Origin of the sequence: Candidatus Endoriftia persephonae (assembly GCF_023733635.1) — a bacterium.
GTDB classification, from domain to species: Bacteria; Pseudomonadota; Gammaproteobacteria; order Chromatiales; family Chromatiaceae; genus Endoriftia; species Endoriftia persephonae.
This window is the reverse complement of record NZ_CP090569.1, coordinates 1,993,220-2,007,161: the sequence shown is the minus strand read 5'-3', so window position 1 is coordinate 2,007,161 and position 13,942 is coordinate 1,993,220. Positions and strand designations below refer to the sequence as shown.

General features: G+C 58.6%; 14 protein-coding genes and 1 pseudogene. 5 read left to right on the top strand and 10 right to left on the bottom strand.

Features of this window, described 5'->3' with window-relative positions; all coding sequences use genetic code 11:
• Window positions 1-10: 10 nt before the first annotated feature.
• Entirely contained in the window at window positions 11-1,039 is a 1,029-nt protein-coding gene (locus tag L0Y14_RS08950; protein ID WP_006473753.1) for a hypothetical protein, read from the top strand.
• Between the two features lie 70 nt (window positions 1,040-1,109).
• Here L0Y14_RS08950 and L0Y14_RS08945 read toward each other — a convergent pair whose 3' ends face one another.
• From L0Y14_RS08945 to L0Y14_RS16665, 5 genes are all read right to left on the bottom strand, one after another.
• Window positions 1,110-1,439, bottom strand: a complete 330-nt coding sequence (locus L0Y14_RS08945; protein ID WP_040818632.1) for a hypothetical protein — start codon at window positions 1,437-1,439, stop codon at window positions 1,110-1,112.
• A gap of 123 nt (window positions 1,440-1,562) precedes the next feature.
• On the bottom strand, window positions 1,563-2,300 hold the full coding sequence (locus L0Y14_RS16680; protein WP_006473755.1) for a thiamine pyrophosphate-dependent enzyme: 738 nt from the start codon (window positions 2,298-2,300) through the stop codon (window positions 1,563-1,565).
• Between the two features lie 26 nt (window positions 2,301-2,326).
• The gene (locus L0Y14_RS16675) at window positions 2,327-2,593 is read right to left on the bottom strand and encodes a hypothetical protein (RefSeq protein ID WP_305790640.1); all 267 of its coding nucleotides are present in this window, start codon (window positions 2,591-2,593) and stop codon (window positions 2,327-2,329) included.
• 26 nt (window positions 2,594-2,619) lie between these two features.
• Complete coding sequence (locus L0Y14_RS16670; RefSeq protein ID WP_006473757.1) at window positions 2,620-2,829, bottom strand: hypothetical protein; 210 nt, start codon at window positions 2,827-2,829, stop codon at window positions 2,620-2,622.
• A complete protein-coding gene (locus L0Y14_RS16665) occupies window positions 2,813-2,926 on the bottom strand; it encodes a thiamine pyrophosphate-binding protein (RefSeq protein ID WP_006473758.1) in 114 nt (37 codons plus the stop codon). The genes L0Y14_RS16670 and L0Y14_RS16665 overlap by 17 nt, the downstream gene beginning before the upstream one ends.
• Window positions 2,927-3,126: 200 nt before the next feature.
• On the opposite strand from L0Y14_RS16665, the pseudogene L0Y14_RS16510 reads away from it, so the two are divergent.
• From L0Y14_RS16510 to L0Y14_RS08930, 3 genes and pseudogenes are all read left to right on the top strand, one after another.
• A pseudogene (locus tag L0Y14_RS16510) lies at window positions 3,127-4,368 on the top strand (glutamate synthase-related protein).
• On the top strand, window positions 4,253-4,636 hold the full coding sequence (locus tag L0Y14_RS16445) for a glutamate synthase-related protein (protein WP_305790597.1): 384 nt from the start codon (window positions 4,253-4,255) through the stop codon (window positions 4,634-4,636). Before L0Y14_RS16510 ends, L0Y14_RS16445 begins: the two are co-directional and overlap by 116 nt.
• A gap of 144 nt (window positions 4,637-4,780) precedes the next feature.
• Window positions 4,781-5,269, top strand: coding sequence for a hypothetical protein (locus L0Y14_RS08930; RefSeq protein ID WP_005965462.1), 489 nt, complete (start codon window positions 4,781-4,783; stop codon window positions 5,267-5,269).
• Between the two features lie 58 nt (window positions 5,270-5,327).
• Here L0Y14_RS08930 and L0Y14_RS08925 read toward each other — a convergent pair whose 3' ends face one another.
• The 3 genes from L0Y14_RS08925 to L0Y14_RS08915 all read right to left on the bottom strand — a co-directional run bounded on the left by L0Y14_RS08925 (window position 5,328) and on the right by L0Y14_RS08915 (window position 10,450).
• Window positions 5,328-6,110: a hypothetical protein gene (locus L0Y14_RS08925; protein ID WP_006473763.1), complete on the bottom strand. Its 783-nt coding sequence runs from the start codon at window positions 6,108-6,110 to the stop codon at window positions 5,328-5,330.
• A gap of 199 nt (window positions 6,111-6,309) precedes the next feature.
• Window positions 6,310-7,335, bottom strand: a complete 1,026-nt coding sequence (locus L0Y14_RS08920) for an AAA family ATPase (RefSeq protein ID WP_138921711.1) — start codon at window positions 7,333-7,335, stop codon at window positions 6,310-6,312.
• A gap of 277 nt (window positions 7,336-7,612) precedes the next feature.
• On the bottom strand, window positions 7,613-10,450 hold the full coding sequence (locus L0Y14_RS08915; protein ID WP_006473765.1) for a valine--tRNA ligase: 2,838 nt from the start codon (window positions 10,448-10,450) through the stop codon (window positions 7,613-7,615).
• Between the two features lie 99 nt (window positions 10,451-10,549).
• On the opposite strand from L0Y14_RS08915, the gene L0Y14_RS08910 reads away from it, so the two are divergent.
• A complete protein-coding gene (locus tag L0Y14_RS08910; RefSeq protein ID WP_240991564.1) occupies window positions 10,550-12,250 on the top strand; it encodes an ATP-binding protein in 1,701 nt (566 codons plus the stop codon).
• Window positions 12,251-12,399: 149 nt separating this feature from the next.
• Here the strand turns inward: L0Y14_RS08910 and L0Y14_RS08905 are convergent, their stop codons facing one another.
• A complete protein-coding gene (locus L0Y14_RS08905; protein ID WP_006473768.1) occupies window positions 12,400-13,008 on the bottom strand; it encodes a prepilin-type N-terminal cleavage/methylation domain-containing protein in 609 nt (202 codons plus the stop codon).
• A gap of 218 nt (window positions 13,009-13,226) precedes the next feature.
• Window positions 13,227-13,940 (bottom strand): type II secretion system protein, encoded by a 714-nt coding sequence (locus L0Y14_RS08900; RefSeq protein ID WP_006473769.1) that lies wholly within the window; start codon window positions 13,938-13,940, stop codon window positions 13,227-13,229.
• Between the last annotated feature and the right edge of the window lie 2 nt (window positions 13,941-13,942).

Genomic DNA, 13,942 nt, shown 5'->3' with positions numbered 1-13,942 from the left:
GAAATACCTAATGATCGAGTTAAGCGGCCTGACCGTACTCATCCTGGGAGAGGTGCTGCTGGCGCTGTTTATTCTGAGTGGGGTGCTGATCACCCTCACAATTCTCAGACGAAGTCGAATCCGTAAGGCCGTACAGGCACTAGTTGCCAAGGTCACATCTAGCAAGGAACCGCGCCAGAAGCGCCTGCGGGAATTACTTGGCGGCAGCTATCAATATCAGGGCGAGGCGCTGGATCAGACGGTACACGACCTGAGCCGGTATGAGATGCAGCTCTATCAAAATTTGATCAATGGCTACCTGAAGCAAGACAACATAGCGCTTGAACAGATCGATGTGGATGTAGAGAACCTGGTGCTGGGCTACCAGCAACTCAAGCTGCCGAAAAACTTAGTGGCGGGACAAGAGGGCGTGGCTGAGGGTGGCGACTCATTTGACGAAAATGCAGAGATCCATCGTCTGAAAGAGGAAAATGAACGTCTTTCGGCAGAGCTGCGTGTCACCATGGATACCATGGGAAAGATGCTTAGTGAATACTCATCGATGTTTTCCGGTGGGGCTGACAACGCGGTGGACAAGCAGCAGCTGATGAACATGTTCCAGGGGGAGCCGGCGGAGGGCGAGCCGATGGATGAGGCGCCTGCAGCAGATAGTGAAACTGTTGAAGTCGAAGCGGTAGAGGCTGAGTTGCAGGATGAGGAGCTGGCCGTGGAGATTGTCGAACCTGAACTTGAGTCTGAACCTGAGCCCACTGATTTGCCTATTGGTGATGACGGGCCTGTCGAATCGGTTGAGGCAGTCGAGATCGATGTGGCACTGGAGGAGGTGGGCATAGGAGAGGAGGAGAACACCGCCTCCATGGTGGGGGTGATGGGCCATGTCGATATCGAAATCCCGGATGTAGGGGAGACGCTCGAAGATGAGGTGTTTGAAGCCGGCTCACTGGAGGATGAGTGGGCCAAGATGCTGGAGGACGAGGCTAACACGGCCAGCGTTGCTGATCTGGATATCCCGATCGAGGATGAAAAGCCCAAACAGTAGTGGCTCGGCGGCTCTCAGCTAGCCGCTCCGCCAATCCTGGCAGAACGCTGCTGCAGCCGCACGCTATCTTTTAGCGCTGCCAAGCCTTGCCAACACCGGCCGCCCGGCCTTTGCCATAGCCCTTCCCTTTTCCTGCGATGCTGCCTTTGCCGATTGCGATACCGCGGCCGGAAACAGTGCCTGAGCCCTTTTTATGGCGGATAGTGCCATTCTGGTCGCGATAGACGACCACACCTTTACCACTGGCGGTGCCGGTGCCTTTGAATACACCTGAACCCTGTGCGGCACCATAGCCTTTGACCCAGCCTCGGCCTTGAACTTCACCCGCCGTCGCGGTGGTAGTGATCGATAGAGCGGTTAACAGGCTGATGAGAGCGAGTTTTGTAGTCTTCATGTTCATGGTCTTTCCTTTCTGAAATCTGATCTGTTGATTGGGATGGCCGTTTCCGGTCCTCTCAACCTAAACAACGCAGCATTGCTGGATCGGTTGACATCAGATTTGTGGTGAATGAACAAGATTCGCTTAGATAGGGCAGACCAGTTGCCCCAGCTTCTCGGTCAGTTTCATGTTTTCGGAGTAGTCCACCGGCACATCGACCACCACCAGCGTATCGTCGGCAAACGCCTGCTGCAGGGTTGGCAGCAGTGTCTCTGCACTCTCCTCCCGATAACCCTTGGCACCGAACGATTCGGCGTATTTGACGAAGTCGGGATTGTTGAAGCTGATGTGGCCGGTGCGCCCAAAGTGGCGCTGCTGGTGCCATTTGAGCAGCCCATACTCGTTGTCGTGCCAGATCATGATAACGATGGCGATCTGGTGGCGCAGTGCGGTCTCTATCTCCTGGGAGTTCATCATAAAGCCGGCGTCGCCGGTAATCGTTAGCACCCGTTTGTCCGGATGGACCATCTTGGCGGCGATGGCGCCGGGGACACCTATGCCCATGGAGGCAAAGCCGTTGGAGATGATGCAGCGGTTGGGGCGCTCGGTGCGGAACAGCCGCGCTACCCACATTTTGTGTGCGCCGACGTCGGAGATCAGAACATCGTCAGCATCCAGCGCCTGTCGGGTATCGTAGAGGATGCGCTGGGGTTTGAGCGGGAAGCTCTCATCGTCGGCAAAGGCGTCCAGCTCGTTGATGATCATCTGCCGCAGCGTGCCGCTCTGCGGTGATGTCTGGGGCGTCGCCAGTGCGCCGATCCGCTGCAGCGATTCGCCAATATCACCGATCACCCCAGCCTCGAGGATGTAGTGGGCATCCACCTCGGCGGCGCTCTGGTCGATATGGATCAGCTGCTTGTCCGCGTTGGGGTGCCACAGGTGAGGGTGGTACTCTCCACCATGTCAAAGCCGATGCAGATCACCAGATCGGCGCGGGCAAAGCCGCAGGCCACATAGTCGTTGGCTTGCAGACCGACGGTGCCGAGGCTGAGCGGGTGGGAGAAGGGGATCACCCCCTTGGCCATGAAGGTCTGTGCCACCGGGATCTGCAGGGTCTCGACGAATGCCACCAGGGCCGGGCTGGCAGCGGCGCGGATCACCCCGTTGCCGGCCAGGATGATCGGTGCCTTTGCGGCTGAGATCAGGGCGGCGGCCTGTTCGATCTTTGCCTGGGGGGCGATGGCGGCATCGCCGCCTGTACCTTGAGCGGTGCCACCATCTCGCTGCCGGCGATGTTCTCCGGGAAGCTGATAAAGGTGCCGCCGGGTTTCTCCGCCTGGGCCTCCTTGAACGCCTTGCGCACCAGCTCCGGGATGATCTCCGGCTCCTTGATTTCACTCCAACAGCGCATCCATCAGATCCAGATTCTCTTCGCCAGGGATGCCGAAGATCATCTCGACCCCCTCATTCTCCAGGCATTCAACCAGTAGTTGTGCGGCGCTCGGCATAGTGACTCCTGACGTTTTGGTTTTTTCCGTTGCAATGGTGAGTCGAGGCATTTATTGGCACTCCAAGCCTATACGTATCTTTTCCAGCTGTTGGATGCACTTCTCTCCATCAGATGCAATGGGTGTGTAATGAAACCGAATCACCCCATGAACCGTAGCAGCTAAGGTATTTGAATGGTGATATCGATAAGGGGAAAGCGATGACGGCTGACTTCGTCTATTGGCTGTTTACCGGCATGGGCTGGCTGGCGGGGCTGGTGTTTCTGCTACTTGGTGTGATGTTCGTACGTGACCTGACTCAGACCCACAGCAGCGTGCGGCGCAACTTTCCGCTGGTCGGGCGGATGTGCTACTTTTTGGAAGGCCAGGGGGAGTTCTTTCGCCAATACTTCTTTGCCCACGACCGCCAGGAGCTGCCGTTCAACCGCGCCACCCGCAGTTGGGTCTACCGCAAGGCGAAGGGGCTGCCTGGCACCATCGGCTTTGGCTCGACCAACGACCTGCGTGAGCCAGGCTCGATCATCTTCGTCAACTCCCCCTACGCGATCCTCGAATCGGATCTGCACTGCGCCCCGGCGCTGGTGATTGGTCCCCAGTGTCGCCACCCCTTTGTCGTGCAGCATATCGTCAATATCTCCGGGATGAGCTTTGGCGCCCTCTCCAGCCGGGCGGTGGAGGCGCTCTCGATCGGTGCGGCAGAGGCCGGGGTCTGGCTGAACACAGGTGAGGGGGGGCTCTCCCCCTAGCATCTGAAGGGCGGCTGCAGCCTGATCTTTCAGATCGGCACCGCCAAGTTCGGTGTGCGCGACGCCCAAGGGCAGCTCGATGAGGCGCGTCTGCGGGAGCTGGCGGAGCTGCCGTAGGTGCGGGCCTTCGAGCTGAAACTCTCCCAGGGCGCTAAGCCGGGCAAGGGCGGGATACTGCCGGGCAGCAAGGTGACCGCCGAGATCGCGGCGATCCGTGGCATCCCCGAGGGAGAGGATGCGATCAGCCCAAATCGCCACCAGGAGATCAGTAACCCGGATGAGCTGCTGGATGTGATCGAGCGGGTGCGCCGCATCACCGGCAAGCCGGTGGGGATGAAGACGGTGATCGGCAGCGAGATCTATCCGCAGCAGCTGGTGGCGGCGATCTTGCGCCGCGGTGTGGTGAGCGCGCCGGACTTTATCACCCTCGATGGCGGTGAGGGCGGTTCAGGCGCCGCGCCCCAGGCGTTGGCCGACCACGTCGGCTTGTCGCTGAGCGAGTCCCTACCGCTGCTGGTGGATGTGCTCTATCAGGCCGGTTCTGCAGGAGCGGATTCGGATCATCGCCTCGGGCAAGCTGGTGACCTCAGACCGGGCCGCCTGGGCGCTCTGTGCCGGTGCCGATTTTGTCGTCAGTGCGCGGGGGTTTCTATTCTCACTGGGCTGCATCCAGTCGCTGCAGTGTCATCAGAATAGCTGTTCCACCGGCATCACCACCCAGAACCCACGGCTGCAGAAAGGGCTGGTGGTGGCGGAAAAGGCGAAACGGGTCGCCAGCTACGCCACCCAGATCAACCAGGAGCTCGACATGCTGGCCCACTCCTGTGGCCTCAGCTGTGCCCATGAGTTCCAGCGCAACCATGTGCGGATCGTGCAGACTGCTGGCCACAGCATCCCGCTCGACCGGCTCTACCCCTACCCGCAGCCCGATCCTGAACGATTTATTGAGCTGGCTAGTAAATAGATAGCTCTACAGGGGTGGCTTTAGTCGCGACATTTGACTGATTCTGAGGCTGTCTGGTTGCTATCTTTCGATTTGATTTTGGACAGTGCCACTTCGGCCCGGCTCACCTACAATGCCTGAATCCAGTTCAACCCGGCAGTCTCAATGGCAGTGAAAAAAGATCGTGTTTTATGGTTGTCTGTAGGGGTGCTGCTGACCGCGCTGGTCGCAGTGGTGGTCTACAAAGTTTGGCCGATCCTCTACCCTAAGGCTCAGTTCTCTGCGCCGCTCGATCCCGGCTGTGACCTTCGCGCCGGTCCCTGTGTATCCTCCCTGCCTGGCGGCGGTAGCATCAGCTTCGTTATCGAACCCCGTGAGATCCCGCTGGTGCGGCCGCTGCAGCTGCAGGTGACGCTGCAGGGCATCGAGGCGGAGCGGGTCGAGGTTGATTTCAAAGGGGTCGATATGAACATGGGGTTCAACCGTCCACAGCTCAGTCGGGTGGCGGAGGGGCGCTATAGCGGTAAGGGCATACTGCCGGTCTGTGTGCGGGATGCGATGGAGTGGGAGGCCACCGTGCTGGTGACCACCGACGACGGCCTGCTGGCAGCACCCTACCGTTTTATCACAGTCAAACCGGGGCAAATCTTCTGAGATAGAGGCTTCTTAGTCAGATTGCCCCCAAAACCCACATCATGGTAAGAGACCCGGGTTAAAAGCCCCCGCGACCGGGGGGAAAGGGTGCAAACCCGCTGTCCCATTCATCAGGCCAAAAACGATTGTGCGTGATTTGGCAGTCGATTACGCCTTTGCTGCAGAGTGTTCTTCGCCACTCGTATTTTATGAAGTGCTTTTCGCTTGCCTTGGAACGCGGCTTGAAGTGCACGGTTCTGACCGGTGAGTATTCCGACTCGCCAAACCCGGTGCCAGGTGCGGTTTCAAGCGTGTCTGCCCCCGATCTACGAAGCGCGCGGCGCTTCTCCTGTCGGCGGGGATAGTTGTCATATGCAATGTCAGGCTTTTTGCCCTTGAACACGGCAACTGCAATGACGCCCATCGCCGTGCGGTCGCCCCAGGCATCAGCATATGAGTCGTCGATGCTGGTGAAATAGAATCGATTGACCCGTTTTTTACTGGTGCGCCAGCCCTCATACTCTGCCTGTTGATAGGGGCCAAGAACATACATGCGTTCGTGGGGTTTCAGGTTGGATTTTTTCCCGGAGATGATGTTCCTGCCGTCGACCGTAATGACGAGTCCGATGCGTTCATCACTATTGTTGGTGACACGGATAGCGTAATTTTTTCCCTTTCGGGCTTCCAGGTAGGCGCGATGTGTCTTCCCGTCGTCATCAATTTCATATTTAGGGAACTCATGGCCATAATCGGAGACGATCTCAACATCGATCTTGTCATCCTGCCAGACTGGTCGTGCTTCAACAGCAAACGCAAACAGAAAACCAGCCGTTGCGAGCAGTGCTCCACTCAGTTTTTTCATCACTGTCTCCCATTGTCTTATTAAGTTAGTCAGGTTGAGATAACTCATCTTCTGTTTACAGACTAAGGGGGTTTAACTGAATGAAAGCTGAATGCAGGCATGTCGATTTCTGGGGTTGGCACGGGCGCAGGGCGGCCGGGGCACTATAGGCTGTCGCGTTGGCGAGTCGAATTTTGGGGCTGGGATGTCCCAAAATTTTTTACGGGGTAGCGACACGCTCGCTCTGTTGCGAGTCAGCATCATGCTGCAGCTTTTTCAGGCCCTGGGAGATTTTCTCTTGCTGTGCCTGTTCGTTACGGGTGACATACTGCGGTTGCAGGGCATCCAGCATGGTGCGGATGACATAGAGAATAGTCTTGGAGGCGAAACCGGCGGCGAAGGCAACCAGGGCGGTGGTGGCCCCGGTCTCCAGCTTCATAGAGTAGACGGCGATGACCGCAATCACGGGCGCTGAGAGTACCTGCATGATCTCGAATACCCGCTTGTCCCGAACCTGTAGGCAGTGTTCGTCTTCCAGGCGCTTTGCATCGGACTGCAGTTTGCTGGTGTCGGTCTGCTGCAGTTGACTCAATATTCGACTCAGTCTTTGTGCCGCCTCCTGCAACGGCTGCAGGCCTGCAGTACTGCTGTTTTCCGCCACTCTGTCCGCCACTTGCGCGGTTTCCTGTATCCCCTTGCTGTGACGGATCTCAAGTCCGGAAGCCAGGTTCGCCAACTCTTCTGCCTCCTGCTGCAGCGAATCGGGTTCGAGTCTTCCTGCCGCATTGAGCATCGCGGTGTAGTGGTTTGTGGCGTCCGCCAACTTCGAAACAAGCGGATGCTTATTGATGATCGCTGTCACCTCCTGCTCCACCCGCCAGGCGTTGTGCTGGATCTCCGGCACCCGCCGGGTCATGCTCACGGCTCCTCCGATGAGAGCGAAAATCAGCACATAGAGGGGGACCACGATACCGCTTTCGATCTGTGTCCAGCTTGACTCCATCGTGGGTTGAAGGTCGGGCGGCGGATTGCACTGCTCGAACTGATCCTGACACTGCCCCAGTTTTTGCTCTCTTGCAGGCTGTTCGGTAATTCCCTGGGCCACCTCTCTGCATGCCTCTCGCTCCGCCACACACTCTTTACTGAGGGCGAAGTTTTGGCAACCAATGTAATTCTCGACACAGGCACTGGCGGCCTCCTCTGAGAGTGTTGTGTCCTGTACCGGCACGCCCGGCATCGGGGTCATAAAACCGCCGATGTTCAGGACCCATTGACGGTTAAGGCTTCCGACATTTGGCTCTTTCTGGCACTGAACCACCGGCCTGCCTCCCCTCATACGATTTTTATTCCATATCCCCCATGGAAACATGGCAGCTGCTGATGAGATTTCAGCAGGGTGCTGTGTGCCGGTGGGGGAAGCTGGGCATTCTCAGGCTGTGTTGAGAGTCGATGCTGGCTAGCCAGCACCCGGCGCTGGTGCCGGGTGCTGCTTCGGCCGGTCAGGGCGGCACTGGAGTGCCAGCTCAGAGAGCGCGGATCTTCTCTGCCTGTGTTTCTAGATCAGCCAATGCTCTGCGCGCCACCTCGAGTTTATCCCGTTCCTTCTGCACCACCGCCTCTGGTGCCTTGTCGACAAAGTTGGGGTTGGCGAGCTTCTTGTCGGTGCGTTCCAGCTCAGCCTGGAGCTTGCCCATCTCCTTCTCCAAGCGCGCCAGCTCCGCATCCTTGTCGATCAGGCCGGCCAGTGGGATCAGCACCTGCATCTCGCCGACCAGGGCGGTGGCAGACTCAGGGCCGGCATCGCCCTCATCCAACCGGATGATCGACTCGGTCCTGGCCAGAAAATCAAGGTAGGGGCGGGCCGCCTCGGCCCAGGTTGCATCCTGCTCGCTGGCATTGGCCAGCAGCACCGGCACCTTTTTTGAGGGGGCGATGTCCATCTCGCCCTTGATCTTGCGGATGCCGAGGATGAACTGCATCACCCACTCCATCTGCTGCTCCGTCTCAGGGTCGACCAGCGCTTGGCGAAAGCTGGGGTAGGGCTGGAGCATGATGGTCTCTCCATCCTTGCTGGTCAGTGGCGCGACCTGCTGCCAGATCTCTTCGGTGATGAAGGGCATGATCGGATGGGCCAGGCGCAGCAGGGCCTCGAGCACCCGCACCAGGGTGCGGCGAGTGCCGCGCTTGGCGGCCTCCGATGTGGTGTTGCTGTTGAGCACCGGCTTGGTCAGCTCCAGGTACCAGTCGCAGTAGTGGTTCCAGGTGAACTCGTAGATCGCCTGAGCGGCGTGGTCGAAGCGGTAGTTTTCGATCGCCTCGGTGACGCTCTGTTTGGTCTGCTGCAGCCGGGAGAGGATCCAGCGATCGGCCACCGAGCGCTCCAGTTCGCCTCCCGATCGTGGTAAAGACTGGCCACAGTCCTCTCCCTCGGTGTTCATCAGCACGTAGCGGGAGGCATTCCAAAGCTTGTTGCAGAAGTTGCGATAGCCCTCGATGCGCCCCAGGTCGAACTTGATGTCGCGGCCGGTGGCGGCCAGCGCGGCGAAGGTGAATCTCAAAGCATCAGTGCCGAAGCTGGGGATACCGTCGGGGAACTCCTTGCGAGTCTGTTTTTCGATCTTCTTCGCCAGTTTTGGCTGCATCATGCCGCTGGTGCGTTTCTCCACCAGCGCCTCCAGCTCGATGCCATCGATGAGGTCGATCGGGTCGAGTACGTTGCCCTTCGACTTGGACATTTTATCGCCGTGGGAGTCGCGCACCAGACCGTGCACATAGACCTCGTGGAAGGGGACCTGCCCATCCATGAACTTGAGCCCCATCATGATCATCCGCGCCACCCAGAAGAAGATGATGTCGAAGCCGGTGACCAGCACGTTGGTGGGGTAGAATGCCTGCAGGCGCTGGGTATCCTCCGGCCAGCCGAGGGTGGAGAAGGGCCAGAGCGCCGAGCTGAACCAGGTGTCGAGTACGTCCTCATCCTGGCGCAGCGGGTAGTCGGCGTCGAGGCCGTGCTGGTTGCGCACCTCAGCCTCGCTACGGCCAACGTAGACGTTGCCTTCGTCGTCGTACCAGGCGGGGATGCGGTGCCCCCACCAGATCTGGCGGGAGATGCACCAGTCCTGGATGTTGCGCATCCACTCGTAGTAGGTGTTCTTCCAGTTGTCGGGTACGAATTTGATGTCGCCCTTCTCGACGGCCTCGATGGCGGGCTTCGCCAGTGGGCCGACCTTGACGTACCACTGGTCAGTCAAAAAGGGTTCGATCACGGTGCCGGAGCGGTCGCCGCGGGGCACCATCAGCTTGTGGTCGTCGATCCGCTCTAGCAGGCCGCTGGCTTCCAGGTCGGCGACGATCTGTTTGCGCGCCAGGTAGCGGTCCATGCCGATATATTTGGTGGGGATCAGCTCGCCTTCCTCCACCTCATTTTCGCGGATCGCTGCGTCGCTGGTGAAGATATTGATCAGGCCGCCGTGGGGCTGTTCGCTGATCGCGATCTCGTCGCGGTGGCGCAGCCAGACAGCGTAGTCGTTGAAGTCGTGGGCCGGGGTTATCTTCACGCAGCCGGTGCCGAACTCGGGGTCGACGTGCTCCTCGTCGGCGATGATCGGAATCTTGCGCTCGGTCAGCGGCAGCTCCAGCAGCTCGCCGATCATGTGCTTGTAGCGTTCATCGTTGGGGTTCACTGCCACCGCGCAGTCGCCCAGCATGGTCTCGGGGCGGGTGGTGGCGACGATCAGGTGGCCCTGGCCGTTGGAGAGGGGGTAGCGCATATGCCACATGTGGCCGCTCTCCTCCTCATTGAGCACCTCCAGGTCGGAGACTGCGGTGTGCAGCTTGGTGTCCCAGTTGACCAAGCGTTTGCCGCGATAGATCAGCCCCTCTTCATAGAGGCGCACGAAGACTTCTTTGACTGCTTCGGAGAGCCCGTCATCCATGGTGAAGCGCTCATGCTGCCAGTCGAGGGAGGAGCCGAGACGTCGCAGTTGGCGAGTGATGTTGCCGCCGGACTCCTGGCGCCACTCCCAGATACGGTCGATGAAGGCGTCGCGGCCCAGGTCGTGGCGGGTCTTGCCCTGTGCCTCCAGTTGGCGCTCCACTACCATTTGGGTGGCGATGCCGGCGTGGTCGCTGCCGGGCTGCCAGAGGGTCTGGTCCCCCTTCATCCGGTGGAAGCGGATCAGGGTGTCCATGATCGTGTTGTTGAAACCGTGCCCCATATGCAGGCTGCCGGTGACGTTGGGCGGCGGGATCATGATGCAGTAGGCGCTGTCGCCTTCGGCTGCGGGGGCGAAGTAACCGCGCTCTTCCCAGGTCTGGTACCAGCGTTGTTCTATGGCGTGGGGGTCGTAGGTCTTGTCCATGGTGTGTATCAGATGGTTCGGCCAAAAAAGGCGGCTATTATAGCCCCATGAGTTGTGGGAGGGGGGAGAGTAATCTTTATCCGAGATAATGGGTGTCAGATGGATTTGGTTTTCTCTTTAAAAAAGAGCTTGGCTGTTCCGGGACGTCGTCTGGGTTTGTCACTGCTGGCGTTGCAGCTCGCGTTGCTGAGCGGGATTGATTCGACGGTTGCAATGGGTCTGCTTCTGGTTCATCTTGGTTTTTTCCTGCTTTGGCAGCCGCTGTTGCGCCGCGATGTGGATTGGCAACTGCGGGATCTGCTCTATCTGCTACCCATTCTGATCTGCTTTGTTACACCAGCCCGACCTTTCGCGGCAGAGCTGTGGTTATTGTTGCTGATTGGCCTGGTCAGTGGGCGGGTGTTTTCCAGCCGCAGTGAGCGCCTGTTGCTGTCGGCTGCGCTGGTTGTGTTGCTTGTCGATCTGCTGTTGGTGTTGCTGCCACTGACGCTGTTTCCCGCAAATTTTTCAGCTGCTGAGTACCGTCTCTTTATCTTTCTGGGCTTCATTCCGATTGTCTGGATGGTGCTGTCGCCATCGTGGGGTGGGGACAGTGCTGGCCGTACCGACTTTTTCCACTCCATGCTGTTTGTTTTGCTGGTGTTGGCGCTGGGGATGGGGGCGGCGATGGTGCATCTGCTCAGCGGCATCGAATATCACTTTGGGCTGGCCGGTGCGATGCTCGGTATCGGTTTGCTGATGTTTGCGCTTAGCTTCTTCTTGCGCTCGGGTGAGGGGCTCTCCCAGCTCTGGGAGAGCTATATCTTCAATCTTGGAACCCCGTTTGAGTTATGGCTCTCCAACCTGGCCAATATCGCCTCCCGCCCCAATATCGAACCTGAAACCCTGCTCACTGCGGGGGCTGAAGAGGCATTGAAACTCGGTTGGGTGGAGGGTGTGAAAGTCACCCGGGAAAACGGTGATCAGATGGTTGGCAGGGCCACCGATTTTGTTTCAATGGTGGGTGAGCAGGATATTGGCATCCACTTCTTTTTCCATCAGGAGGTCGGACCAGGCCTGCGCTACCATACCCGGCTGTTGCAGAAGGCCCTGATGTTTTTCTATCTGGCCCACTCGCGGGAGAAACGGCTCTCTGAACAGGCGCATCTGCGCGCCATCTACGAGACCGGTGCACGTCTGACCCACGACATAAAGAATATTCTGCAGGCGATGAATACTGTTGCTGCCTTGGCCGAAGAGGCGCGCCATGACTGTGATGGTGAGGCGTTGGCAGTGGTCTCGCGTCAGCTGAAAGCACTTGGAAAAAGACTACATACGACACTGGATAAGCTGCGGGCACCTTTGGTTCAACAAGAAGATTGGGTAGAAATCCAGAGTTGGTGGGAGCGTTTACAGCTGCTCTATACTGGCCGTGATGCCGAATTTTCTGCACATCTGGAAGTGAGGCGCAAGGTGCCCGCCACGGTGTTGACCTCGATCAGCGAGAATCTGCTGGAGAACGCCCGGCTCAAGCGGCTCAGTGAGCCGCAGCTGATGATCCGCATGGAGCTGCACAATACCCGTGACGAGGGGTTTCTGCTCAGAGTCTGTGACAGCGGTGCCGCAGTGCCCGAGGCGGTGGTTGCAAGCCTGTTTAACGGGCCGGTTGCCTCGGACAATGGTTTGGGGGTGGGGCTCTACCAGTCCGCCCGGATCGCTCAGGTCCACGGTTTTAAGCTGGAGTTGGCGGAGAATCGCAACGGACGGGTCTGTTTTACCTTGAAGGGAGCGGCTGAGAAGGGGGAGGCCGGTGGAGATTAGCCTAACAAAAAATAGGGCGGGCCATGCCCGCCAGGTGTAATCGACTGAAATTATGGGTAATGTCGGGTGCGGCCTGACCTATAGATGTGCTGATCTTCCAGACAACGCAAAGCCCGGAGATTCCCGGGCTTTGCGTCTACAATAGGGGATCAAAGGGTGATGAAGACATCGAGCCTCTGGTTTTTGTCATAGCTGCTACCGGAGCCGCCGTAGCGGGCCATATCACCGGAGGTGGCATTGCCATCGTCCAGCTCATCATCCATGCGCTGTGCGATGTCGCCGGGTAGGCTACGCATCAGGATCTTCAGTTCGTTGCGGCCATTCGCCCAGTTACCGGTGGAGATGGCGTCGATCAGGCCTCCGTAGGGGTGTTGACGGCGCAGGGCCTTGCCCTGGGCGCTGACATCACCACCGATCATGCCGGCCAGCATCAGATGCTGCCAGACTAGGCAGGACTCTTCGGTGTTTCTGTCGCACCAGCCACCGCTCACAGTACCATCGCCATTGCCATTTCTTACGGTCACGCCACTGGGTGCCTGAAAACTGGTGGTCGCCTTGTTGAAATCGCCGGGCAGGGCCTTGTAGCGATCCTGAAAGGCGTAGACCGCCGCCCGATAGGAGTCGATCTGCTGCACGAAGTTTTTGTATTTGGCGTTCTGAATCATCTCCTGACCCTTCAGGATGCCGCCGATCAGCAGGCCGATGATGACCAGGACGATGGATATCTCCACCAGGGTAAAGCCGTTCTGTTTTTTCATTTTCTTGGACCTCTCGATTGGTAGTAGTCAAGTGTGTTATTGCAGGCTGCGTGCCAGATGGGCGAGTAGGCGAAATTGGTCATAAAAAAGCTTGAAAACGGGCCTGCACGGGAGATGTCACGGAGTTATCTCTTCGAGGTGCCAACGCAGTGTTGAAATATCGACAATAGGCTGTGCATTCCTCAACAGCTGTTGAGGCTTCAACGTCTGGGATCAGCTCAGGGCAGCTGCCCGGCAGTGACGAGGCGGTGGTAGAGCACTTGGGGCGAGATCCAGAGCAGCAGGTCGTCGAAGCGCTCTGAACTGGTCAGGTCGGCGTAACCGCGGGAGCAGAACTGGCGATCGCTGTTGTCGATGTTCTCGCGCTCATGACGACCGGGGGAGCGGGTGCCGTTTTTACCGATGGAAAAGATCACAAACGGCGCGGTGCTGCTGATCACGCTGCCGGCGGGACAGTTGACCGCCTGACAGATCTGCAGATCGGGATTGAGAAACTGCATCTGCACCGCCCGCATATCGCCGGGGGTGGTGAAGTCCGCACTTGATGCGCCACCGACATCACTCTGGGTGACGCTGTAGCGCAGGGGAGAGTTCCATTGATCCAGCAGCAGACCGTTGCTGTCGACTGTGCCGGAGAGCCCGAGAGTTCTGACCGGCACATAGCCGTGGGATTGGCTGCAGTTGCCGCCGCCGACTGGGGCCTGCTGTCCATTGCTGCCGAGGGTTGCTGGGCAGGGCAGGTAGCCGTTGGCCATGGCAAAACCCACCAGCGCGTCACGCACCGTGAGCAGCTGGTCTTCGGTCTCGTGGCGCGCCTGGGTTTCGCGTTGCGACATCAGTGAGATCAATGCCCCACCCATCAGCAGACCGATGATCACCATGCCGAGAGCCAGTTCGATCAGGGTAAAACCGCGTTGCGCTGAGACCTTCATGG